Raw genomic sequence first — 24,574 nt, 5'->3', positions numbered from 1 at the left:
TTTCCAAATGTTATGCTGGCTATAATAAAGCAATTTTTGCATAAGAGCCATTGAGATGAGCGAATCAGATTTAAGATTTTCTTTACTAACCACTTGGTTAAGGCAATTTTTTGCCGAAGAAATTACTCCCACACTAATTTGTGGTGATGCCAGTTTTCGTAGATACTTCAAATTTTCCTATAATAATGAAAGTTTTATCGTTTCTGACTCCCCCGTTGAGCTAGTCCCCATAATGCCTTTTATTACCATGGCAAAAGCTTATAAAAAAGTCGGATTATTGGTGCCCGAAATTATCGGATTCTGTGATAAACACGGATTTGTTTTGCAAACCGATGTGGGTGACACGCAATTACTGTCAGTATTAACTCTTGATAATGTAAGCCAATATTATCAACAGGCTTTAGCATTATTAATGCCTATTAGTCAGGTTAAACTGATTGGTGAAGAACACGCTCAGTCACATTATTTAGCTGATTTTGATGATGAATTTGTTAAACGAGAGCTAGGTATTTTCACCGAGTGGCTGTTAGGAAAACATTTAAATTATTCGTTGTCGGAAACAGAGCAGCAGTTACTCGCACACAGCTTTAACATATTAACAGCTAATGTCGCTGAGCAACCCAAAGTTGGCATGCACCGAGACTTTCATAGCCGAAACCTACTGTTAAGCAGTAAAGGTGAGTCGTCAGCGCCACTTGCAGTGATTGACTTCCAAGATGCAGTAATTGGGCCTGTTACTTATGATGCGGTGTCTTTATTACGCGATTGTTATATTCGGTGGCCTGATTCAGTCATAAATCCTCTGATAAGGTTTCATTTTGATTTAGCCAAACAACATGGCTTAATTCAACACGATGTGACTTTTGAGCGATATCAACAATGGTTTGATTTAATGGGCATACAACGTCACATTAAAGCCGCGGGAATCTTTGCGAGATTAAACCTGCGTGATGGCAAACCCGGTTATATGGCTGATATCCCTTTAACGTTAGAGTACATTATTGATATTGCAGCACAGTATTCAGAGTTAGCACCGCTGAGTCAGTGGTTAGCAGAATACATTTTGCCACGAGTACTAACCAATACGCCGATGAAGGAAACGTTGTTATGAAAGCGATGATCCTTGCCGCAGGACGAGGCGAACGATTACGTCCATTGACCGACACTTTACCTAAACCTTTGGTGCATGCTAATGGAAAACCGCTGATTGAATATCACCTAGAAAAGCTGGCTAAGATTGGTATTACTGAAGTGGTAATCAACCAAGCTTGGCTAGGACATATGTTACCTGAACAGTTAGGCAATGGTGAACGTTGGGGGATTGAGATTCACTACAGTCAAGAAAACGAGGCCTTAGAAACGGCAGGTGGAATAAAAAAAGCACTTCCATTGTTAGGTGATGAACCATTTTTATTATTGAACGGCGATATTTATATCGATCAATTGCCAGATGTGTTTTCCGCTTTAACCACCGTAGAAACTGAAAATCTGGATGGTTTTATTTGGTTAGTGGATAACCCAGAACACAACCTAAAGGGGGATTTCGCATTTGCCTCTAAAGGGAGTACTAAACACGCGGGTGATTTGTCACTGAATGGTCAGCCTTGTTTTACTTATAGCGGCATGGGTATATTTAGTCCGAAGATGTTTGCTGATTTACCGCAAGGCTCACAACCTTTAGGGCCTTTATTGCGTCAATCTATTGTACAAGCGCAAACTTTTGGTTGTCACTTTACCCATTTTTGGTGTGATGTTGGTACTATTGAACGTTTAAAAATGCTTAATCATCGACTGTTAAGTCAAACATCAAAGTCATAACGACATATTTTATAGAGAACACAGCCAATGCGAATTTGGGGTAAGGTTTTTGGTTTTATTATCGGATTTATGTTCGGTAAAATTTTTGGTGGCTTATTTGGCCTTTATTTAGGTCATTTATACGATAAGAAACAACGATTCTCTAGCTTAATTCAGCAGGCAGGAAAGCGTCAGGCAATATTTTTAAATACCACATTTGCTGTGATGGGACATGTTGCTAAAGCTTCTGGACGTGTGACCGAAGCCGATATTCATATCGCCACCTTGTTAATGGATAAAATGCAACTCAGTGGTCAAATTCGACAAGATGCCCAAGCTGCATTTCGTTCTGGCCGTCAAGCTGACTTTAACTTACAGCAACAACTCGCTGACTTTAAAAATGTCACCCACAGTCGGCATGAACTGTTGCAAATGTTTTTAGAGATTCAAATTCAAACGGCTTTATCAGACGGCGAATTACACGTTAAAGAGCAACAAGTTTTAACCGTGATAGCCAAAGAACTGGGGTTATCTGCGGTACTAAAAGATTTATTGGCACGTTGGCAGGCGGAGTTTGCTCATCATCAATCTGCTCAAGGCAGTAAAATGTCGATTGATGATGCCTACATGTTATTAGGGGTTAGCGTTGAAGCGACTGACCAACAAGTCAAACGGGCTTATCGAAAATTGATGAATGAGCACCATCCCGATAAATTAGTCGCTAAAGGATTACCTGAAGAGATGATGTCTCTAGCGAAGACAAAAGCGCAAGATATCCAAGCGGCTTATGAAAGTATAAAAAACCAAAGAAACATGCGTTAGCACTGAATTACTGTATTGATGGAACAATAATAATCGTTAGAGGAATTTATAAAATGACAGTTACTCATATTTCAACTTTACTGACTTGCTCAATACTGGCCACGTCAATTTTTTCAGCATCAATAGCGAAAGCTGAAATCTATATTGCGCCTTTTGCGGGCTATAGTTTTGGTGGCAACGGTTTAGAGATTTCAAATGATGAAAGTGAAGACAGTTATAGTCGTCTTAATATCAGTGAAAGTGAAAATTTTGGCTTGATGCTAGGTATGAAAACTAACGACCCCGGCAATGTTCATTTACTTTATAGCCGTCAAACGACTGATTTGCGTAACAAAGCTCTATCGACCGATGTTATCGCTGAGCTGGACGTTAATTATTTGCATCTTGGTGGAACATTGTATTTTCCTAGTGGTCAGTTAAAGCCTTACATCACGGCCAGTGCAGGGGTGACGCATATCCGTCCCAACGGTTTATATTCTAATGAAACCCATTTTTCAATGGGCGTTGGTGCTGGCGTGGCCTATGAGTTAATGTCCAACTTGAGTGTTTTTGCGGATGTGAGAGGCTATGCGACGTTTATGGATTCAAATGGTGGGCTTTTTTGTAATGAGGCCAGTTGCGTGTTTAAAATTCAAGGTGATTTAATGTGGCAAGGCCAAGCGAATATTGGCTTTGAAGTTTCTTTTTAACCAGAGTAATGCCGTTATCCATAATTGAAAGTGGCGGCAAGGAAAACAATGAATATAGTGGTATTAGATGGCTTTACCTTAAACCCTGGTGATTTATCTTGGCAAGGTTTTGAGCAATTAGCTCAGTGTGTGGTTTATGATCATACTGAACAACACGATGTAGTTGCACGTGCTAATAAGGCCGATATTGTGCTAACCAATAAAACCGTGCTTTCGGCGCACACATTAAAGCAGTTGCCTAATGTTAAATATATTGGCGTGTTAGCGACAGGCACTAATGTGGTTGATGTTGAATATGCTAAGCAACACGGCATAGTTGTCACTAATATTCCAGCTTATGGCCCTGATGCGGTTGCTCAAATGGTATTTGCGCATATTTTATCTCACACTCAGCAAGTAGCATTACATGACTCAGCGGTAAAGCAAGGTCATTGGAGTGAACAACGTGATTTTTGCTTTACGCTGGCGCCGTTAATGTCATTGAAGGGTAAAACCATAGGCTTAATTGGTTATGGCGATATTGCCCAGCATGTAGCTAAAATTGCGCTGTCTTTTGGGATGAATGTGCTTGTTCACACACCAACGCCTAAAACTGAGCTAGCACAGGGGGTCTCATGGTGTACATTGACTGACTTGTTACCGCAGTCTCATTTTGTTTCATTGCACTGCCCACTCACCCCTGCAACAGAACAGCTAATAGACCAACCGCTATTGGCACAACTGCCTAAAAATACCTTGATAATAAATACTGCTAGAGGCGGGCTGGTTAATGAGCAAGCACTTGCTGATTGGCTTAACGCCGGTAAAGGCTTTGCCGCGGTTGATGTGTTATCGACTGAGCCACCGAGCCCAAACAATCCATTATTAAGCGCTAAAAATATTACCATTACTCCGCATATTGCTTGGGCGACCAAAGAGGCTAGGCAAAACTTAATGAATATTGCGGTAGATAATTGTCAGCAATTTATAGTGGGTAAACCTGTCAACAGGGTCTAATTATCATCGATAATCGGCACTATCAGATGGGGTTGTTATACGATACCAAACTAAGCAAAAAACTAAGCAAAAAACTAAGCTAAAAAAACGGCCATATAGATTTACTCTATATGGCCGTTTTTAATAAGTGGTAGCTTTAAAAGATAACTTTTATTTCAGCCGCGCATTGTTTCGCTTTTTCAACAGATTGCTCAATGGTGCTGTCTTTGGCGAGCGCCACCCCCAAGCGGCGGCGACCATTAATGTCACCTTTGCCGAAAATTCTTAGTTGAGTATCTTCAAAGCTTAATGCTTTGCCTAAGCCTTGGTAACGAATATTTTCAGATTTTCCTTCGGCTAGAATCACTGCTGAAGCCGATGGGCCATATTGTTCAATTTTGCCGATAGGTAGCCCAAGAATAGCGCGAACATGTAGGGCAAACTCAGACAGATTTTGGCTGATCAAGGTCACTAAGCCGGTATCATGTGGGCGTGGCGAAACTTCCGAAAAGTACACTTCATCGCCTTTAATAAATAACTCAACGCCAAATAATCCGTAGCCACCAAGCGCTTTAACCGCTTTCATAGCCACTATTTGTGCTTTTTCTAACACATGGTCTGGCATGGCTTGAGGCTGCCAAGATTCACGGTAGTCGCCATCTTCTTGTCGATGTCCAATAGGATCACAAAAGTGAATACCATCAACTGCATGAATGGTTAGCAAGGTAATTTCATAATCAAAATTTACAAAGCCTTCAATGATTACGCGTCCATTACCTGCGCGTCCACCTTCTTGGGCATATTCCCAAGCAGGTTGAAGATCCTCTGCGTTTCTTAAAACACTTTGCCCTTTACCAGAAGAGCTCATTACCGGTTTGACTACACAAGGGTATTGAATTTGTTCAACGGCAAGTTTGAGCTCATCAAAGGTATCGCAAAAAAAGTAAGGTGACGTTGGTAGGGCTAAGGTTTCAGCGGCTAACCGACGAATCCCTTCTCGGTCCATGGTCAATTTAGTGGCCATAGCACAAGGCACGACATTTAAGCCTTTATCTTCTAGAGTGACTAATACGTCTGTAGCAATGGCTTCTAACTCCGGAATGACAATATCTGGTTTCTCAGATTCAATTAACTGAGTTAATTGAGCTGAATCAAGCATATTGATGACATGGCTACGATGGGCTATTTGCATGGCTGGCGCATTCGGGTATCTATCCACCCCAATGACTTCAATGCCAAATCGTTGTAGTTCAATTGCGACTTCTTTACCTAACTCTCCGCAACCAAGCAGCATCGCTTTTACGGCATCAGGGCAATTCGGGGTACCGAGTGTTTCTAGTGAAGATGTGCTCATTACAAACCTTATGAGTGTTTTATTTTCAGAACAGTTTACCTCTAGTGAATATGCTCTGGCTATTAGTGGCAAATAAAATGTGATCTAGCACGAGAAAATTATAGCTGTTAGATCACTGCTTTAACGTCAAGTGATTGGAATGTCAGTTTTAAATCATAAACCCTATGTTGCATTGTTGTTAATGGTGTACGCTTTGCCATAGTATTTATTATGTGCTGGAGAGTGCCTATGTTTTTAGATTATTTTGCGTTAGGGATAATATTTTTTGTGGTGATATTTCTGTTTTACGGCATTATCGCCATACATGATATTCCTTATGAAATCGCTAAGCATCGTAACCACCCCCAACAAGACGCGTTACATATTGCCGGTTGGGTGAGCTTGTTTACTTTACACGTGCTTTGGCCATTTTTGTGGATTTGGGCAACCTTGTATCGTGAAGATAGAGGGTGGGGTTCTCAGATAGCCGTAAGCGAGAATTGATTCTTGAAGGAGAAGTGAAGGAGCTTATACAGCAGGTTACTGAATTAAACCAACGGGTCAATGAGCTAGATGCTAAACAATCGACTGACGCAGGAGCTTCAACGATTGTCGAGTCATTGCCTGCCAATACTGATGAGAAGAAGGAGAGTAACTAATGGATTTATTGCTTATCCTGACCTATTCAGCTTTATGTATTGCCATTTTTAAAATATTTAAAATACCTTTAAACAAGTGGACCGTACCTACAGCCATACTTGGTGGTATTGCCTTGATTAGCACATTACTGCTGCTGATGAATTATAACCATCCTTATACCAAATTTGCGCGTGAATATTTTGTCACAATACCGATAACTCCAGCGGTTAAAGGGTTAGTAACAGAGGTTAATGTTAAAGCCAATATGCCGGTTAAAAAAGGGGATGTATTATTTAAGATTGATCCTGTCCCTTATGAGGCTGTGGTTCAGCAAAAACTGGCAGCATTAAAAGAGGCTGAGCAACAAGTCCCCCAATTACAAGCTGCTTATGAAACCGCTCATGCAAATTATAAGCAAGCAGAAGCGAATGTAATACGGACTGAATCGGCATATAAAAGATATCAAAAAGGGCACCGAGATGGCGGTCAGAACTCACCCTTCACTGAGCTTGAGCTGGATAATCGTCGTCAACTTTATTTTGCCTCAGTTGCTCAACTGGATGCCGCTAAAGCTGAAGAGCTAAGAAATCGGTTAGCTTATGAGTCAAATATTGATGGCGTGAATACTAAAGTTGCTGGCTTGCAAGCTGAGCTTGCAAAGCGCAATACGATTTAGATCAAACAATTGTGCGAGCTCCTACCGATGGCGTGGTAACGCAGTTGGCGCTTAGATAAGGGGTGATGGCGGTGCCACTACCTTTACGCCCTGCACTGACTTTTATTCCTGACGAAGAACGATTTGTGGCGGGGGCATTTTGGCAAAATTCATTGTTGAGGTTAAAAGAAGGCGATGAAGCTGAAGTGATTGTTGATGCCATACCTGGGGTCGTATTTAAAGGTAAAGTGGCTAAAAATTTGCCGGCTATGGCTGAGGGTGAGATTCAGTTTAGCGGCAACTTACAGTCATCTAACAAGTTGTTTCAACGTGGGCGAGTACTCGTGCTAATTGATGTGGAAGACCATGAGTTACTCGCTCAACTACCTGCTGGTGTTGCGGGGCAAGCAGCGATTTATACTGAGCACTTCAGCCATGTTGCGATTATGCGTAAAGTCTTATTACGCATGCAAGGTTGGTTGAATTACTTGTTTGGTGAAGGCCACTAACTTGTGGCGACTGAGTTTTAATATCCACCATACAAGCTGTTTGTATGGTGGATTCATTATTTATCATGTAGGTCTTGTAGTTAATTGCTCTTGTAGTTAATTGCTCTTTTGGGGCGGGAATTGCGCTAAAATTTTAATGACCGTTTCAGTGGTTTTAGTCGCTTTTTTCTCGCCACCTTGTTGAAATTCATATTGGTCCGTTCCACGCCAAATGAGTCTATTCTCAGTTGGGTCGATAATATCAATTTGAATCGTTTGCAGTTTTTCATCGTTGCTACCGACAGGAACCCCTACACTGGTACCAACACCAACTCCTCCATGCTTACCCCATGAACCTGTGCCTAAACCGATTGAAAGGCCTGAATCTTGAGGTTTGTCTTCTGTTTTTAAGGCAAAGTTAACTGAAAAATCTCCTTCATTGGCTTTTTGTTCGAACCCTTGAGCCTGCAAAGCATTGCTAATATCTAATTTTACTCGGTCTGATGTGAAAGGGTCTTCAGCATCATGAGTATCTACAATGGTGAAGCTTTTAAGCTGGCTAAAATCATAGCCTACGTCATAGTCTTGTTTCGGGGTACTTTGACACCCCAGTAAGACCAACATGAACGGAATATAGATATTTTTTAAAAGCTTAGGAATAGTGCCTTTTTGGTGGTAGTGACTAGCGAACATAAGCAGATGCTCCAAAAGTGTACAATTTTGCTGCAATTAGTATAACCTTAACTATATCGTCATTTTTTATAATGTGCCTTAACAATGGAACAATTAAGCTTTTTTTCAGTACCAAGCCCTTGTATTGGTGTGTGTCAATCAGACGCCAAAGGATATTGCTTGGGCTGCTTTCGTAGTCGCGATGAACGGTTTAATTGGATGAGTTATACCGATTTGCAGAAGCAAGATATTAACCGCTTATGTAAACAGCGCCGTAAACGTAAGCAGTATGCTTTATATAAAGCGAGTATGCAGCAGCGCCAAGCTTTGCAATCAAGTGTTAATATTCAATTAGATTTTGCGGATGATGGAGAAACCCCTCAAGCCTCTTCAACGCCCAAAGCAGATGACTAAGTTGATTGCCTAGAAGGGAGCTTTGCTTATTTAGGCGTTGGCCAGGTTAAGATAAATTGGGTTTTTTTAGGGGTACTTTCAAGTTTCACACTGCCTTTATGCCGGTGCATAATTCGTTTAATAATGGCCAAGCCCAAACCGTGTCCTTTATTGCCCTGCTTTTTAGACTGACTTCGATAAAACGCTTCAAATAAATGTGGTTGATCTTCTAATGCCACCATGGGACCGTCATTACTGACAATTAGTTGAATATTATCCTGTCCATAATCGATGTCGATTGTAATGGCATGTTTGGCAAATCGTTGGGCGTTAATAATAAGGTTCTGAATGGCTCGCTCAACAAAAGAATTCTCGCCTTTAATAAATATTTGCTCAAACCCTTGAGTATAATTTAAGGTTATCGGATGTTGACTTAACCCTTCTAGCCGGAGTATGAGCTGCTGGCTGATGCCGATGAGATCGCATTTTTCTAATACCGGCTCCACTTGAGTAGTTTCTAAGCTGGCATAGGTTAATAGCTCTTTGAGTAACGTTTCCATTTCCTGAATATCAGTATTCATTTCTTGTAAAAAATCATTACGCTTATCAACATCACTTTGAGGCTGGCAATATTGCGGAAGTAGTGCAAGGGCAAACTTTAGTCTGGCCAGCGGAGTTCTTATCTCATGAGATACAGCATTAGTCAGGTGCTTCTGATTATCAATTAAGCTACTGATATGGTGCGCCATATCATTGAAGGTTTCTGCTAAAGGGTAAACTTGAGAACTGGCGGGAAGGTCAATACGTGTATTCCAATTGGCTTGACCAAACTTTTTAGTGGCAATTTTTAAAATATTTAAATCTTTCGAAAGTGGCCAAACCCAAACAAGTGCGACCAATGCTAATGAGAAATAGAAGATAATAGTAAAGATTCCTCTAATTTTCCCTCTAGGATCAATATCAAATGGGCCAGCTATAAGTACTTGATTACCTACAGCAATGAATTGTGATTGATGTTCATCATCGGTTACTGTGGTCAGTACATTATTGTGCTCAAGTGCGACATTACCTTGTAATGCAATTTGATTTTTTTGTAATAACTTAATGGGGAAATCATGATCTTTGCTGATCTTATCCAGAATAGCTTGACGCTCATCTTCGGGATGTTCAGCTAAGATAAGTGCCAACGCAATGAGCGGTGCATTTACGTCGACATTATCTTCAATGTGAGTTTGCCATAAACTATCTAATGTCCAGCCTATACCTAAAAAGCTTAGGCTAAGTAACAGGTATAGACTGATGAATAGACGTTTCATATGGCTAGAAGGCTTAGTTATTCCACGCTTCAGGCGCGAATAAGTAACCTTGTCCCCAAACGGTTTTGATTCTGAACGGGGTTTCTATACTGTCTCCAAGCTTTTTGCGCAGTCTAGATATACGAACGTCGATTTTTCTATCTTTGCCATCAAAATCAATATTCAGTAAATATTGATAAATATACTGACGACTCAATACTTGACCTGCTTGTGATGCCAGCAACCATAATAACTCAAATTCATGGCTCGTCAGGTCGACTTCGGTATTGCCTAAACGAATGGCTTGAGTATGTGGGTCAATACTCAGTTTACCGAAAGTTAAGCAATGAGATTCAGTTTGATGCGGTTGAGCTTGGCGACGTAACAGATTGTTAATTCGAGCTACTAGCAAGGCTGGGTCGACGGGTTTTACAACGTAATCGTCAGCACCTAACTCTAAGCCTTTAATTTGGTCTTCATTGGTACCTAAAGCACTCATTAGTAGAATAGGGCCTGAGAAGTAATCAGGTAATTTTTCGCAGAGGCTTAAACCATCTAATCCAGGTAACATAATATCGAGCAGAATAATGTCTGGCTTATAGCTGATTAAGCGAGTTAATACAGTATCTCCTCTACGTTCAACTTCAACATGCATGTCATGCGACTTTAAATAATCAACCACTAAATTGGCTAATCTAATATCATCTTCAACTAATAATACTCTATGTGTCGTTTGTGGCGCGGTCATTAAAATAAACTCCAAGGGTTCCGATAACGCCTTCTTACTTGTTGTTTTGAGGCTTTATTTATTTTCAATTTGACACCTGCTAGGGTGAGGTTTGTAGTTTTACTGACAAGTACAAATTGAATATCTTTATCGGTTTTTATTGTTAAGTTGACAGATTTAACGCTTGGATCATCCGAGCACCAACGCGGTATCGTTTGATAATCAGAAATAATACACACGAGCTCTTCGTTAACTAAACTCCATGTCAACAAAAGGTCAATTTCACAGTAATTAAATTGATCATCTGTTAAACAAAAATTAGGCGCAGCATTTAGCTGAGCCTCTTGTTCTAGAGTATCAGCTTTTAAATTAAATGGGCTGCTAAGTAATACAAAAATACCAACAACTAGGTATTTGTATATCCGGCTGTTAACGGCAGGTAAATATCTCAAACCTAAAACCTGTAAGCCATACCAATAAAGTAACCTTTACTGTTGTTTTCATTAACTAATGGGCTGTTTTTAATTGCATCTGAAAACATAGTGTAACGCAGTGCTAACAATGCGTCCCAGTGTTGATTGATGATATATCGTGTGGTTAATTCAACTCCAGAGTCCCAGCCACTGCTTGCTTTATATTGTTGGCTCCAATACTCATTTTCGCTTTGCCGTACACCATAATAGTATTGAATGACTTTGGCGCTTTTCCAATCTGTTTTAAGGGTAAAATCAAATACCCATTGATTTATTGCGTAGCCATAATTCCAGCTAAAATGAGCGATATCGCCATTATGCACGTTGAACATATCGTGCCCGTAGGCCGCTTTTAGAAAGCCCCAAGGCAAGTAATAAAACCCTTCTACACCACCAAAAAGCGTAAATCTTCGACTTTCTAATTCATTAAAGACTTTAGGTTGATCTATAACGCCTTTAGATTTCATCGGCATTTGCAAAATGGAGTCGTTATTGGCACTGGTATTACCTAAAAATAAGTTACTTGGGTCCCAATCATAAAAATAGGCGCGGTCTTCACTATAGCTCGTGGAGATGTTGATGGAAAAGGTTTCAGCTTCTTTTAGGCTGTATCCAATATTACCATTATCGAAAAACCATTTTTCACCATAGTAGGCTATAGAAGGCAAGATATATAAGGGGATGTCGTCATAGTCTTGAAGGGGATTTGATTTTTGGCCATATCCTAAAGCAACAGATATATCCCATTGTTCGACGTATGCGCACTCTGAAGAAGATTCACAAGACTTATTATCTGCAATAACTTCATTATGTTGCATTGCAAACATTAACAGCAAAGCTATTAAGATGGATTTGAGCATAGACATCGCCTTATCTGTTTAAACTGTCGCTTGAAATGCTTATTATTTTGAAACAATAACGTTAAAAGCAACTAACAATTGGCGACATATTATCACTATCTACTTCATGTCTTAATACTAAACTGTAGCAAGATACAAAATGATGCAGGTGTAACGATAATTGGGTGGTGAAAGGCGGGCGGTTATAAACTCGGGTTGAGGCTAATTTGCCCTAATAGCTTGCCACACCAGTTTAAAACTGGCTTGACGATAGAGGCTGTTTTGGCCTAGTTCGGGGTTGTCGGTAAAGAATCGGATTGCCGCGAGGTATTGGCCATGGAAGTTTTCAAGTAGTAAATCTAAGGGGGTGTCCACGATAAACCCTTGCTGTTGGCCTTGTTTAATCAGATCTACCACGAAATGGAGGATATCATTCATGGCTTGTTGGCGAGTGTGTTGGTCTATTTCTGCAGATAACGAAAATTGTAAAAAGAACTTTTGCTTGTAAGGGTTTTCAATTGCCCAGTCAATCGCCTTTTGCCATAAGTCATTGGCGCTATGTTCTATATTATTAGTCATGAGGCGATTTTGGCTAATAGCATAAGCAAACTCTTGCTTTATGTTTAAGAAGAGCTGATTAATGAGATGCTGTTTACTTGGGAAGTGATGAAACAAGGTGCCTGTCGCCACTGCTGATTTTTTAGCAATAGAGGCAGTGGAGGTTGCGTGAAACCCTTGGTCGACAAATAAATGCAGTGCACAGTCTAAAATAGCTTGTTTCTTGTCTTTTGGAGTAGAGTTCACACCTTGTTTCATCAATATTTACCTAGGTCTATTCAAGTGGGATTATCTTAAAAAAAACGTCATTAATGCTTTTTGAATAGCCGTACCATAAGGCGGGTGAACAAACACACCAGTATTGATTTTGCCACTTTTCAGCACGGTTTTCGCATGACTAAAAGTCAAAAAGCCTTCTTTGCCATGGTAATGTCCCATACCTGATGGACCTATGCCCCCAAAAGGCGCATCATCTGCGGCCACGTGAAATACCGTATCATTAATACACACGCCACCAGAATGGGTTTGTTGTAAAATCTGTTGTTGGGTTTGATTGTCAAAACTTAAAACATATAAGGCTAGTGGGCGATCATGGTTATTGACATAACTAATGGCATCGTTAACCGATTTATAGCTAATGATGGGTAAAATAGGCCCAAAAATTTCATCTTGTAATACCAACATATCAGGGCTGACATTGGTTAATAGTTGTGTTGCCAGCTTTCTATTGGTACTAGCGGCGATTTCACTCATGGAATGAGCTTTGCCCGTAGCACAAATAATATTAGCTCCTTTGGCTTGAGCATCCTCAAGGACATTGACTAAGCGTGAGTATTGACGGTCATTAATCACATTGCCATAGTCTGTATTTGTTTCAAAGTCGGGATACATCTGAGTAAACTTTTGTTGGTACGCTGCCACAAACTGTTCGACTTTATCTTCAGGACAAAGAATATAATCTGGTGCAACACAAATTTGGCCAGCATTTAAACATTTGCCAAAAATCACTCTTTCAACGGCAGTATCAATATCAATATCAGGCGCAATAATGGCTGGAGACTTCCCTCCTAACTCTAAGGTGACTGGCGTTAAGTTTTCAGCCGCAGCTCGCATAACGTGTTTACCCACAACGGTTGAGCCGGTAAATAAAATATGATCAAAAGGCAAAGCTGAAAATTGAGCCGCAATATCCGCTTCACCTTCTACCACGGCAACTTCATCTTCTGGGAAGATTTCAGCCAATGCCGTTTTTAGGACTTGATTAGTATTTGGGGTAAATTCAGACATTTTTAACATCGCACGATTACCCGCAGCAATGGCGGTGATCAGTGGCCCAACAGACAGCATTATAGGGAAGTTCCATGGCACAATGATGCCGATAACGCCTAAAGGTTGATATTGCACCGATAACTTAGACGGAGACAAGAGTAACCCCGCGTGACGCTTACTGGGTTTCATCCAAGACTTTAAGTGCTTGATGGTGTAGTTAATATTATTGATGCAGGGGAGAATATCGGAGATGACCGTATCGTTTTCAGAACGGTGGCCATAATCGGCAATAAGGGCTTCAACAAACTTATTTTGGTTTTTAAGAAGCAAGTTTTTTATTTTTTTTAGCTTGTTGATTCTTGCTTGATAATTAGGGGCAGGTGCCAACAAGTATTGTTGCTTTTGTGTTTCTAGTAATTGTTGCAAAGCCGAAGTAGATTGATTTTCAATCGCCATATTCATGTTGGTGTTCTCCTGCAGGTAAAACGGTAGCTGAACAAATAACAGCCGACTGATTAGTCGGTTTAAGCTTATTCGCTTACCAAAGTTAATGCAATGTTTTTGTTTTTTGACTTTTATCATCAATTTTTTTGGCTAAATCGGCTAAAACAAATTATGTTTTGATGAGGAACGAGTGTTAAGGAGTAACTTATGCGAACAAAAAACATATTATGGCCAACGGATTTTTCAGAAACCGCCTCACATGCACTTAAGTATGCGATTGAAATGGCTAATTTATACCAAGTGGGTATTCGAATAGTGCATGTGGTAGATCAACCTTTTGGTGATGAAAATTATATGATTTTAGCGGTTACCCCCGAGGAACTGGCTAAAAACATGGAGCAAGTAGCCGCAGATAAAATGTGTACTTTATTAGCTGAATTACAAACCCAAGCACCTGTTGAGACGGTAATTAGACGTGGAGATGCCGTAACCGAAATTGTTGCTGAAGCTAATTCTGGCGATATTGGTATGGTGGTTATTGCAAGCCATGGCCGTACTGGGCTAGCCCACTTTTTACATGAAAATGTAGCCGAAGCAGTGGCTAATCAAGCTAAATGCCCTGTGCTTGTGGTTAAATAACCTGAGCTGCGGATAACAACTTGCTTTCTAGAGGCTATTTTTACTGATAACTGCGTTAAATTTGTTTGCAATAGGCTAGCTATTGACGCACAAATTTGCCTTGTTCTAAGCAAAAATATCTCTCTAGAAATCTACTCAAAGGTAAACTTTAAATAAGTTTAGTGTGTAAGCTAATCTCTTATCCGCAGTTCAGGTTAAATAACCCATCCCATTTGGGCTTGTTTATATCCATTGTTTGTATTGCTTAGCTACCGCATTTAATGAACGAGCTGTAATTTTATTAGCAACAGACAGCTCGATATAAGGAATATTTATCAGTCCACTTGCTAGGCCTAATTGCACGTAAGCGAGTTGCTGTTTTTTCTGTGACGCTGTTTGGGTAAGGGTGACGTGCTGAATTTTATCAAAGGGAATGCGTTTCCAGTCAGCACCTAGCAAGCCCGTACGCTGCCAAATAGCATGCTTTTCTATGACATATCCCCACTGTTTAAACCTTAAAAATAATAAACCTGCTCCGAGCATCGCTGCTACAAAACTCACTACTAGCAACTCTTTGTCTACTGCGGTCGTAAGCCAGCCAATTAGTAACAATACAAAGGGCATAAAAGGAAGCCAAACCCGTTTATAAAACCAGTCGATATGAATGGGATGATATTCATTGGGCAATGTAATTTCATCTTGGTTTAAACTGGGAAGCTTTTGAAATAGTGAACTAATTTCAGCAGGTCTTACCGAAGGGATTAACATATGCTTTTGAGTTTTTTGTTCAATTTCGCTGCCTTTAACTTGCTTTAAATAAATCGTCCATATTTTTAAAATACGGGCTAATAAAGGCTGATGAAAGTGAATTAACTGAATACGTTTAATGGCTAAAGCATCTTGTTGATGTGCAATGACTCCGCCACTGCGTTGTAATGTTTGTTGACGCTTGTCTAATGAGTAAGGGTGATATTTCAGGACAGACGCTAATATCGATATCATTGAAAATACAATGTAACCAATAACAATTAATGACATAAACAGCGAGGTTTGTAAGATGATATTGTTATGGGTGACTTGAATTGCCCAGTCAAAAATACTCTGTATAACTGCTGACTCTGCCACTTTCTCCCACTCAATTTGCCCCATTACCGGCCCAGCAATAATGGCGAACCAGATAAAATTATTTTGATATAAGCCGAATAAGATTAGATCGCCTAGACTACGCTTAATAATCGGTTGATGGTTATCAATAGTGGATCTTTGGGGAATATTGTCTGCGGTCGTTTGCTCTTTAGCTGATGATAGCTGCAATAACTGTAATTTCAGAGTTTGGGCCTGCTTAGCATCTAAGGCCGCAAGTTTTGCTTCATCTTTACTTGAGCCTGCGGTTTCTATCACTAACGTGGCAAGATCTAGTGGTCTAAAGTAGAAAGGTTGTTCATATCTAATATTTTGAATTCGACTTAATGGAATTTCATCTGTTTTAGTGAATAGTATTCCTTGTTTAACATCTAATTGACTGGCTGAAATTCGAAAGCGAAATTTGGTCCACTGTAAAAACGCAAATAAGCTCAGCAATACCAAAAGTAACAAACCTCCCTCTATTACCCAAAGTAGTGGAATGTCGTTACTCCAGCCAGCGTAAAAGATAGGAATTAACGCATAGGCATTACTTAACATTGCTTTAAATACGCTGGCGACAAAGCTGATAATTGACCATGGCGATAAAGCTTGCCAAGTCGCTTCAAGTTCGAGCTCTGGTGACGGTGATTGCTCTGTCATAGGATTAATCTTCAGGGTCTAAATCAGCTTGTTGAGTTTCAGCTGCTTGATGTAATAAATGCTGGCGAAGGTGTTCAGCCGTTTGGGTGGACAGGCCAGGTAAATGAATTTCCGCTTCACCAGAGCCTGCACTGAAACATTTTAAAGTGGACAAGCTAAAGCGACGCTCTACAGGCCCTTGAGACAAATTCACATGTTGTAATCGGGTGTATGGAAGCGCGGTTGTCGATACCCAAAAAAGCCCTTTACGCATGATAAATTCATGGTCGAAAACCCCGTAGCAAACGGCCCGTGATTGCAAATAAATAAGGCGTACTATGGCTAAGCCTAAAATGAAAAAAGCCCCTATAATGCTAATGTTTATGACTAAAGGTGTTTGGCTAGCCATCACTAAAAAGCTGGTTAACAATATGGTTATAGTTGCTAGCATTGCTGACGAGACAATAAGTTGCATCCTGGGATAGTTTTTATCAACCGCCGTTAAAGAAAGCTTAGATAATGTCGTGAATTGGTCTTGAGCTATATTTGAACCATGATCGTATTGTTCAATTGGACACTGATGCTCGACTTGTTCGCTGCTCTTTGATGATGTTGGCTGCATGTAAGATAAGTTTCCTTAGCATCTGGGGGTATTGTGTATGGCTTTAGTGACATTTTATGTCTGGATGACCGATTTTAACTATATGTTAACTCATGCATCATTTCAATGAAGGTAAAGTATGACGGGCAATTTGTTTGATGATGGTACTAATAACAGTATTACCCCTCCGGTAAGCCATTTTTCTGGGTTTTTATCAGCCCAACAGCAATCATTGTTATTAGCTGAAGTGACGTTATACCCCTTAACGCAGCTCGAAATAACGGTATATGGTAAAAAGCACCTTATTCCGAGAACACAAGCTTGGTTTGGCGATGAAGGCTGCGACTATCGTTATTCAAAGACCTTAATTAGCCCTGAACCTTGGCCACCAATATTATCAAGGTTACGTGAAAAACTGTTTCAAGATTGCCAACTGGATTTCAATGCTGTGTTAGTTAACCAGTATGCCAATGGTTCAGATTGTATGGGCTGGCACAGTGATGATGAACCAGAGATACAGCCCAATAGTGCAATCGCTTCGGTGACATTAGGGGCTTGTCGTGATTTTGTTATTAAGCATAAAACCTTGAAACATAAATTCATCTATCCGCTGCAATCGGGTGACTTATTTATTATGCATCCAGGCATGCAACAAGAATGGCTGCATTCGCTTCCGAAAAGGCTTAAAGTGACCACTCCAAGAATTAATTTCACCTTTAGAAGAATCATAGCTAACTTTTATCGCTGATCTATTGATTGCGATAATTTGAATCTACAAACCTATAATTAACAATTTTCTGCCAAGGTTTGACCTTTTAGTACTTAGCCAGTAATCTTCGGGTTTTATCATTGCAAGAGCAGGTTATTATGTCGGTTGAGCAAACTATCACTGATAAACTTAATCAGTCTTTTACACCGTCACATCTTGAAGTTATTAACGAAAGTAATCGTCATCATGTTCCACCTAACTCAGAAACGCATTTTAAAGTGGTGGTTGTAAGTGAGCATTTTGATGGTAAACGCCCTTTAGCAAGACACCGAGCCATTAACGAAGTACTTGCAGAAGAGCTATCCGGACCGGTACATGCTTTGTCTATTAATACATATACTCAAGTAGAGTGGCAAAATATTACCGAAGTACCTAAGACACCTAACTGCAAAGGTTAGTTGTTATTGTTTAAACCACTATTGTGATAAAACCTCATTTTTATGAGGTTTTTTTTGGCGTAAAATAGGTCGATTTATGCCTATTTGCGCTATGGTTAATTGAATAGGTATAACCGTAAGCTAGTGAGTTATAGAGTGTTGATGTTATCATGCTAAGATTAAGTGGATTTTCCGCTATCGCATTCATTTTTGTTGGAGTTAACAATGCCTTTATTAGATAGTTTTACTGTAGATCATACTCGTATGCACGCCCCTGCTGTAAGAGTTGCCAAACATATGAGCACTCCAAAAGGCGATACGATTACCGTTTTTGATCTGCGCTTTTGTGCACCCAATAAAGATATTTTAAGTGAACGTGGTATTCATACTTTAGAGCATTTATTTGCAGGCTTTATGCGTGATCACTTAAACGGTGACAGTGTCGAAATTATTGATATTTCACCTATGGGATGTCGCACAGGTTTTTACATGAGCTTAATTGGCCAACCATCTGAGCAAACCGTCGCTGATGCGTGGTTAGCTGCAATGAAAGATGTGCTAAACGTTGAACAGCAAAAAGATATTCCAGAATTAAATGAATATCAGTGTGGCACTTATGAAATGCACTCATTAGAACAAGCTAAAGATATTGCTAAAGCCATTATTGCTGCAGGTGTTAGTGTTAATAAGAATGATGACTTAGCATTAAGCAATGACATTTTAGGCACCTTATAACGGTGTTGTAAGACAGATGAATAAAAAGGCCTAAGGGCCTTTTTTAGTGTCTACAATTCAGTATTAGTGAATCTGTTACAACTTACAGGATAGATGTTATATGGCTCAAAAAATTGTCATTGTTGGTGGTGGCGCAGCAGGACTTGCTTTAGCTTCTCGATTAGGGCGTAAATTTGGTCACCAAGGTGACATTGAAGTTTGTTTGATTGACAAAAACACCATTCATATTTGGAAGCCAAAATTACATGAAGTTGCTGTGGGAGTAATTGATCAATCCATAGAAGGCTTGCAGTATCGCGATCATGGTTTAAAAAATGGCTACCAATATATCTGTGGTGCAATAACAGGCTGTGATCCACAACAGAAAGTGATTACGTTAGCGCCAGTGTTAAATGACGAAGGAGACGTCATTATTGGTGAAAGATCTATTGGTTATGATCATTTAGTACTTGCTGTGGGCGGTGTTTCAAATAGTTTTAATACTAAAGGTGCTGAAGATAACTGCATCTTCTTAGACAGCTTAAATAGTGCAAATCGCTTTCACGATAAATTACTTGATGCCTTATTACAGCTTAACGAAACGCAAGATTCTGTGAGTATCGGTATCGTGGGGGCTGGAGCGACAGGAGTAGAGCTTGCGGCTGAACTGCATCATGTTATTGAGTCTGTTAGTCAATATGGTTATCGCAGTATCTCAAAGCAACATCTGCATATTCATCTCATTGAAGCTGCTGATAAAGTGCTGCCTCAACTACCTGAACAAGTCAGTTTTCGTGCTCAATCAGTGTTGTCAAAATTGGGCATCAAACTTCATTTATCGGTTCAGGTAAAAGAGGTTACTAAACAAGGTTTTATCACTAAAGATGATGAGCTTATTGAAGCGAGTATTAAGGTGTGGGCTGCTGGTGTTAAAGGCCCTAAAGTGATGGAGCAGTTTACTGCTTTACCCATTACTGGACGTAATCAGGTTCAAGTTGATGACTGTATGAGAGTAAAAGGCTTTGATAACATTTATGCCTTAGGTGATTGTGCTGAACTGATTCAAGAAAGTGGTAAGCCGGTGCCACCAAGAGCACAAGCTGCCGCACAAATGGCTGAAACCTTGTACAACAATATTTGTTTGAAATTAAAGGGACAAGCCGAAAAACCTTTCATTTATAAAGATTACGGCTCTTTAGTGTCTTTAAGCCGTTTTTCTGCTGTTGGAAACCTGATGGGGAATTTGCGTTCAGGCACATTCTTTGTGGAAGGGCATTTAGCCAGAATTATGTATATCTCTTTGTATCAGAAACACTTAATTAGCTTGTATGGTTGGTTTTCTGCCTTGGTCTATCGCTTTGCCCAAAAGCTGTTACGTTGGAAGCGACCCAAACTTAAATTACATTAACTATTGCAGTTAATGTCATAAAAAAGCCTCATATTGAGGCTTTTTTGTTATCTATGTTGTGGTGCAGATGACGAGTCTCTAAACACTGGAGTTGGGGTAAATATTTTTACCGTTTCAGTTTGCTGTGATTTGTGTTTATCAATCAGTAATTGAGTAGCAATTTGCGCAATTTGTACGTTAGGCTGGTGGACTGTCGTCAGTTTAGGCCAGGTTTGACGTGAAAAGGGACTGTCCTCGAACCCAACAATGGATAAGTCTTTGGGGATATCTAACCCGGCTAATCTTGCAGCAAATAATGCTCCCGCCGCGATTTCATCGTTACAGGCAACAATGGCAGAAGGTCGGTTTTTCATGGCAATCAATTTGTTTGCGCCTTCAACACCAGATTCGAAAGAATATTTGCCATCCAGTATCCAGTTATCATTCACTTTCAGATCATGGTTTTCTATGGCTTGTTTGAATCCTTGTAAACGCTCTTTTGTTGACTCATGCTGGTGATCACCGCTTAAAAAACCAATATCTTTATGGCCTAAATTGATTAAATGTTGAGTAATTTCTACTGCACCATGTTTATCGTCAATTAACACTGATAATCCGTTATCATTTTCCACCATTTCGCCTGCAATAATGCGTACATAATTAGCATTAATATCATCTAACGCTTTAAGAATGTTTGGGTCTTCAGACATCGGTGGAGTCAGTACTAATCCTGCTAATCGAGAATGTTTTACCATTGCGGTTAACTCTTCACAAATGGCGTCAGATTTGGCATTGCAAGGGTGAATTAATAGCTCAAAACCTCTGTCTTTACAGGCGGATAAAATACCATTTTGCATATCAATTACGTAATAGGCATTAGGGTTATCATAGATGAAACCAATAACGTATGAACTTGTACTGGCTAAGTTTCTTGCAGCTACATTGGGTTGATAATTTAGTGCTTTAATCGCTTGATTAACTTTATCGATGGTTGCCTGTTTTACAGAGGGTTCTTTATTGGTCACCCTCGACACCGTTTTTATAGAGACACCGGCATATTTTGCAACGTCATTAATGGTTACTTTCATTTAAAAAAGGCTCTTTAAGTAAGGCGAAAAGTATATTGTTCACCCTAAATTAAATAAAGATTTAAGGATAAATTAAGGGTTTATAGTGCGAGTTTTTTATTAAGTTAGCAATCACCAATTTTAATGTAGTGTTAAAAATTTGAAATCAGTTGCAGACGAGGGGTGTTTTTTACATTTTATTTACAATTATGTATTTTGCTGTTTTATATGGATTTTAGTTGTTTTTGTCTTGTTTTATTTGCGGTGGTTATTAAAAAAAATAGCTCTACTGGTTATTTTGTTGTGGCGCGACTGTTAATTTTTGTGTAATGTTTGTTTCAGACATGACAGCGTTGTCATTCTTTCGGGAATGGTTATGGACTTTAAAACGATAATAAAGTTATGGAAGGGGAACAAAGATGCGACCATCTACCTTTAAAAAAAATGTACTAGCGACTAACATCGCAATCCTACTTGGCAGTGTGGTATCTGTTGGCGCTTATGCTGCAGATGAAGCCGCTGTTGATGAAAATATCGAAAAAATTGAAGTACGTGGTATGCGTGCATCAAACAAAGCTGCAATGAATGAGAAACGCTTCTCAAATGCAGTTGTTGATGCAATTACTGCAGAAGATATTGGTAAATTTCCAGATAAAAATATTGCAGAATCTTTACAACGTATCGCCGGTGTTTCAATTAACCGTGGATTTGTTGGTGAAGGTGCTGAGGTATCGATTCGTGGCGTTGATCCCAATCTAACACAAGTTCAAATGAACGGTCAGTTTGTTGCTTCAACAGCTTGGTTCTCTCAAGGATCAAACGACCGTGGTTTTAACATGGACTTAATGCCATCAGAAATGATTGCAGGTTTGGAAGTCTATAAATCACCAGTCGCTTCTTTAGATGAGGGCGGAGTAGGTGGTACTGTTATTCTTAAAACTCGTAAGCCACTAGATTTAGATAAAAACACGGTATATTTTTCAGCAGAAGGCAACACCAACACACTTGCTGATAGTGAATATGGTGTAGGTGGAAGCGCGTTATACAGCTGGAAGAATGACGAAGAAACTTTTGGTATTCTTGCAATGGTTTCTTCTCTAGAACAAATTGGTCGTGGTCGTAAGGCTGAAAACTATTGGGAAGAAGGTTGGTCTGCATCAGGTATCGCTGGTTTTGACCAAGATAGAACTCGTGACGCTTTTGATATTACCGCCCAGTTCCAAGCGACAGACGATTTAGGTTTTGTATTACATGCTTTCCGTACTAACGTAGATGCAACTAATACTAACCAAAACTTCCTTGTTATCGGTGCTGATGCAGATAGCATGACTAACACTGATGGTTCTCGTATTGCACCAAATGGTTTGCCATTAACGGGTACCGTTAATAAAGCAAATTGGTTAGCACAAGACACCAACACTCGTCGTGCTGAAATGACAAGTAGTGTTGTTGATTTAACATTTGACTACCAAGGTGACGGCTACGAAGTTAGCGGTACTATTGGTAAAACATTTGCAGACGGCGGAAATGGCGGTAATGCGAATGGCTTATGGGGTCAAAAAATCGATGGTATTAACGGTATCACCGTTGATATTGATATGGACCTACAAGATTCTATGAAGTTAGTGCCTAACGGCGTTGATTTAGCGGATGCAAGCTGGCAGGACTTCCAAGGTGGCTCTTTAGCGCGCACTGAATTAGAAGATGAAGAAGTTTATGCCCAACTTGATAGCAAAATATTAGTCGATTGGGGCGCTGTTTCAAGCATTGAAACCGGTGTTAAGTATCGTTCACACGATAATACTTATAGAGGTTTTGGTGCTACGTTAGGTGATACTTCTCATATCACTAATATTAACCAGTTTGCTGATGGCACGTTATCTGATTTTGATGAAGTTGTAACCGGCGGAACACCAACTTCATATGTGAAAATTAATGGTGAATCTTACTGGAATGCATTAAATAGTGCAGTAACCAGTTGGGATGAGCAATTAGGTAACTACAGTAAAATTGAAGAAGATATCTTTGCAGCTTATGTTCAAGGTAACTTCGATGGTGAGTATTACCGTGGTAACGTTGGTTTACGTTATGTAAATACCAAAACGACGGGTAGTGCATATAACGGTAACCTAACTGCAATTGATTCATCTGATGGTGAATACAGCGACTTTTTACCAAGCTTCAACTTAGCGGTTGATTTAGCAGATGATGTTATTTTACGTATGTCTGCAGCTAAAGTAATGACTCGTGCGGGTTACAGCCAGTTAGCTCCAGGATATAGCGGTTTACCATCTGAGCCACCAGAAAGTGGTCGTTATCAAACTCGCCGTGGTGACCCAGGGTTAGACCCATTCCGTGCAACTCAAATGGATATCGGTCTAGAGTGGTACTATAACGAATCTTCTATGCTAACAGGTGCAATTTTCAGCAAAGATATTGCTTCATTTATTAGCACTAAAACAATTTACGAAGATTTAGTTGATGTACCGGTTCCAGGTCGTTACGAAGTGGTTGTTCCTGACCAAGGTCGAGGCGGTAAAATTGAAGGTTTAGAACTTCAATGGCAAACTAGCTTTGATAACGGTTTAGGTGCATTAGTTAACTACACTTACGTAGATGCTAAAGGCCAAACTGATAATGGTGATTCAATTGTATTACCTGGCTCATCACGTAATTCATTCAACCTAACTGGTTTTTATGAAAGTGATATCTTCACTGCTCGTTTAGCTTACACTAACCGTAGTGAGTTCTTTGCCGAAGGTACTGCAATCGGAGCTGGAGCAGATAGCTTTGATGCACAAGACTTCTTAGATGCATCGGTTACATTCCATGCGACTGACTTCTTAGATATCTCATTAGAAGGTGTGAACTTATTGAATGAAATTACCTATCAACGTCATAGCACAGGTGCTGAGACTGTACGTGTAATTACTGACAATGGTTCTCGATACACGTTAAAAGCGGCTTTCCGTTTCTAAAATTAACGTTTATAAAAGGAAGGCATATGCCTTCCTTTTTTATATCATTTTTATTTGCTCGGTGTTATACCCATTGTAATAAATAACTGATCACCCTAGCTTGTTAAAATACTCGATAACGGCGTTAGATTTTTGAATGTAGAATAACTACTTATCGAAAAAATCTGCCTTGATCTCAAACATTTTTACGACGCTATTTCTGATCACTTACTTATCGTGATTGGTATTAGA

General features: G+C 39.8%; 23 protein-coding genes and 2 pseudogenes. 14 read left to right on the top strand and 11 right to left on the bottom strand.

Features of this window, described 5'->3' with window-relative positions:
- Nucleotides 1-55 precede the first annotated feature (55 nt).
- From L2672_RS04235 to L2672_RS04215, 5 genes are read left to right on the top strand one after another with little or no spacing between them, the layout of a single operon-like run.
- Nucleotides 56-1,111 carry an aminoglycoside phosphotransferase family protein gene (locus L2672_RS04235; RefSeq protein WP_248994583.1) on the top strand — a complete coding sequence of 352 codons (1,056 nt, stop codon included), beginning with the start codon at nt 56-58 and terminating at the stop codon, nt 1,109-1,111.
- A complete protein-coding gene (gene murU, locus L2672_RS04230; protein WP_248994582.1) occupies nt 1,108-1,818 on the top strand; it encodes an N-acetylmuramate alpha-1-phosphate uridylyltransferase MurU in 711 nt (236 codons plus the stop codon). The genes L2672_RS04235 and murU overlap by 4 nt, the downstream gene beginning before the upstream one ends.
- Nucleotides 1,819-1,845: 27 nt before the next feature.
- A complete protein-coding gene (djlA, locus tag L2672_RS04225; RefSeq protein ID WP_248994581.1) occupies nt 1,846-2,619 on the top strand; it encodes a co-chaperone DjlA in 774 nt (257 codons plus the stop codon).
- 53 nt (nt 2,620-2,672) lie between these two features.
- Nucleotides 2,673-3,308 (top strand): porin family protein, encoded by a 636-nt coding sequence (locus tag L2672_RS04220; RefSeq protein WP_248994580.1) that lies wholly within the window; start codon nt 2,673-2,675, stop codon nt 3,306-3,308.
- 48 nt (nt 3,309-3,356) lie between these two features.
- Nucleotides 3,357-4,304, top strand: a complete 948-nt coding sequence (locus L2672_RS04215) for a D-2-hydroxyacid dehydrogenase (RefSeq protein ID WP_248994579.1) — start codon at nt 3,357-3,359, stop codon at nt 4,302-4,304.
- Nucleotides 4,305-4,440: 136 nt separating this feature from the next.
- Here the strand turns inward: L2672_RS04215 and purT are convergent, their stop codons facing one another.
- Nucleotides 4,441-5,637, bottom strand: a complete 1,197-nt coding sequence (gene purT / locus L2672_RS04210; RefSeq protein ID WP_248994578.1) for a formate-dependent phosphoribosylglycinamide formyltransferase — start codon at nt 5,635-5,637, stop codon at nt 4,441-4,443.
- 228 nt (nt 5,638-5,865) lie between these two features.
- Between purT and L2672_RS17350 the strand changes: the two are divergent.
- Nucleotides 5,866-6,275: pseudogene (locus L2672_RS17350) on the top strand (DUF3302 domain-containing protein).
- Nucleotides 6,275-7,419: pseudogene (locus L2672_RS04195) on the top strand (HlyD family secretion protein). The pseudogenes L2672_RS17350 and L2672_RS04195 overlap by 1 nt, the downstream one beginning before the upstream one ends.
- A 96-nt stretch (nt 7,420-7,515) precedes the next feature.
- Here the strand turns inward: L2672_RS04195 and L2672_RS04190 are convergent.
- Nucleotides 7,516-8,022 (bottom strand): DUF4136 domain-containing protein, encoded by a 507-nt coding sequence (locus L2672_RS04190; RefSeq protein WP_248994741.1) that lies wholly within the window; start codon nt 8,020-8,022, stop codon nt 7,516-7,518.
- Between the two features lie 153 nt (nt 8,023-8,175).
- On the opposite strand from L2672_RS04190, the gene L2672_RS04185 reads away from it, so the two are divergent.
- Nucleotides 8,176-8,484 (top strand): DUF1289 domain-containing protein, encoded by a 309-nt coding sequence (locus tag L2672_RS04185; RefSeq protein ID WP_248994575.1) that lies wholly within the window; start codon nt 8,176-8,178, stop codon nt 8,482-8,484.
- Between the two features lie 26 nt (nt 8,485-8,510).
- Here L2672_RS04185 and L2672_RS04180 read toward each other — a convergent pair whose 3' ends face one another.
- The 6 genes from L2672_RS04180 to L2672_RS04155 form a co-directional block, all read right to left on the bottom strand.
- Nucleotides 8,511-9,779 carry an ATP-binding protein gene (locus L2672_RS04180; RefSeq protein ID WP_248994574.1) on the bottom strand — a complete coding sequence of 423 codons (1,269 nt, stop codon included), beginning with the start codon at nt 9,777-9,779 and terminating at the stop codon, nt 8,511-8,513.
- A gap of 13 nt (nt 9,780-9,792) precedes the next feature.
- Complete coding sequence (locus tag L2672_RS04175; protein ID WP_248994573.1) at nt 9,793-10,506, bottom strand: winged helix-turn-helix domain-containing protein; 714 nt, start codon at nt 10,504-10,506, stop codon at nt 9,793-9,795.
- Entirely contained in the window at nt 10,506-10,937 is a 432-nt protein-coding gene (locus L2672_RS04170) for a DUF3019 domain-containing protein (RefSeq protein ID WP_248994572.1), read from the bottom strand. The genes L2672_RS04175 and L2672_RS04170 overlap by 1 nt, the downstream gene beginning before the upstream one ends.
- Before the next feature lie 2 nt (nt 10,938-10,939).
- On the bottom strand, nt 10,940-11,818 hold the full coding sequence (locus tag L2672_RS04165) for a MipA/OmpV family protein (protein WP_248994571.1): 879 nt from the start codon (nt 11,816-11,818) through the stop codon (nt 10,940-10,942).
- Nucleotides 11,819-12,019: 201 nt separating this feature from the next.
- Nucleotides 12,020-12,613, bottom strand: coding sequence for a TetR/AcrR family transcriptional regulator (locus L2672_RS04160; protein WP_248994570.1), 594 nt, complete (start codon nt 12,611-12,613; stop codon nt 12,020-12,022).
- A gap of 30 nt (nt 12,614-12,643) precedes the next feature.
- Nucleotides 12,644-14,086 carry a coniferyl aldehyde dehydrogenase gene (locus tag L2672_RS04155; protein WP_248994569.1) on the bottom strand — a complete coding sequence of 481 codons (1,443 nt, stop codon included), beginning with the start codon at nt 14,084-14,086 and terminating at the stop codon, nt 12,644-12,646.
- A gap of 189 nt (nt 14,087-14,275) precedes the next feature.
- Here L2672_RS04155 and L2672_RS04150 point away from each other — a divergent pair, with 189 nt between their 5' ends.
- A complete protein-coding gene (locus tag L2672_RS04150; protein ID WP_248994568.1) occupies nt 14,276-14,707 on the top strand; it encodes a universal stress protein in 432 nt (143 codons plus the stop codon).
- A 222-nt stretch (nt 14,708-14,929) separates the two neighbouring features.
- Here the strand turns inward: L2672_RS04150 and L2672_RS04145 are convergent, their stop codons facing one another.
- Nucleotides 14,930-16,471 (bottom strand): PH domain-containing protein, encoded by a 1,542-nt coding sequence (locus L2672_RS04145; RefSeq protein ID WP_248994567.1) that lies wholly within the window; start codon nt 16,469-16,471, stop codon nt 14,930-14,932.
- Nucleotides 16,472-16,475: 4 nt separating this feature from the next.
- The gene (locus L2672_RS04140; RefSeq protein ID WP_248994566.1) at nt 16,476-17,072 is read right to left on the bottom strand and encodes a PH domain-containing protein; all 597 of its coding nucleotides are present in this window, start codon (nt 17,070-17,072) and stop codon (nt 16,476-16,478) included.
- Nucleotides 17,073-17,190: 118 nt separating this feature from the next.
- Between L2672_RS04140 and L2672_RS04135 the strand changes: the two genes are divergently transcribed.
- The 4 genes from L2672_RS04135 to L2672_RS04120 all read left to right on the top strand — a co-directional run bounded on the left by L2672_RS04135 (nt 17,191) and on the right by L2672_RS04120 (nt 20,319).
- Nucleotides 17,191-17,799 carry an alpha-ketoglutarate-dependent dioxygenase AlkB family protein gene (locus tag L2672_RS04135; RefSeq protein WP_248994565.1) on the top strand — a complete coding sequence of 203 codons (609 nt, stop codon included), beginning with the start codon at nt 17,191-17,193 and terminating at the stop codon, nt 17,797-17,799.
- A 119-nt stretch (nt 17,800-17,918) separates the two neighbouring features.
- Complete coding sequence (locus tag L2672_RS04130) at nt 17,919-18,218, top strand: BolA family protein (protein WP_248994564.1); 300 nt, start codon at nt 17,919-17,921, stop codon at nt 18,216-18,218.
- Nucleotides 18,219-18,422: 204 nt separating this feature from the next.
- Entirely contained in the window at nt 18,423-18,932 is a 510-nt protein-coding gene (gene luxS / locus L2672_RS04125; RefSeq protein ID WP_248994563.1) for an S-ribosylhomocysteine lyase, read from the top strand.
- A 100-nt stretch (nt 18,933-19,032) separates the two neighbouring features.
- Nucleotides 19,033-20,319, top strand: coding sequence for an NAD(P)/FAD-dependent oxidoreductase (locus L2672_RS04120; RefSeq protein ID WP_248994562.1), 1,287 nt, complete (start codon nt 19,033-19,035; stop codon nt 20,317-20,319).
- Nucleotides 20,320-20,366: 47 nt separating this feature from the next.
- On the opposite strand, the gene L2672_RS04115 is transcribed toward L2672_RS04120, so the two are convergent.
- A complete protein-coding gene (locus L2672_RS04115) occupies nt 20,367-21,386 on the bottom strand; it encodes a LacI family DNA-binding transcriptional regulator (protein WP_248994561.1) in 1,020 nt (339 codons plus the stop codon).
- Nucleotides 21,387-21,784: 398 nt separating this feature from the next.
- Here L2672_RS04115 and L2672_RS04110 point away from each other — a divergent pair, with 398 nt between their 5' ends.
- Nucleotides 21,785-24,343: a TonB-dependent receptor gene (locus L2672_RS04110; RefSeq protein WP_248994560.1), complete on the top strand. Its 2,559-nt coding sequence runs from the start codon at nt 21,785-21,787 to the stop codon at nt 24,341-24,343.
- Nucleotides 24,344-24,574 lie beyond the last annotated feature (231 nt).

The organism is Shewanella gaetbuli (genome assembly GCF_023284065.1).
Lineage (GTDB): Bacteria > Pseudomonadota > Gammaproteobacteria > Enterobacterales > Shewanellaceae > Shewanella > Shewanella gaetbuli.
This window is presented reverse-complemented; position numbering and strand designations above follow the sequence as displayed.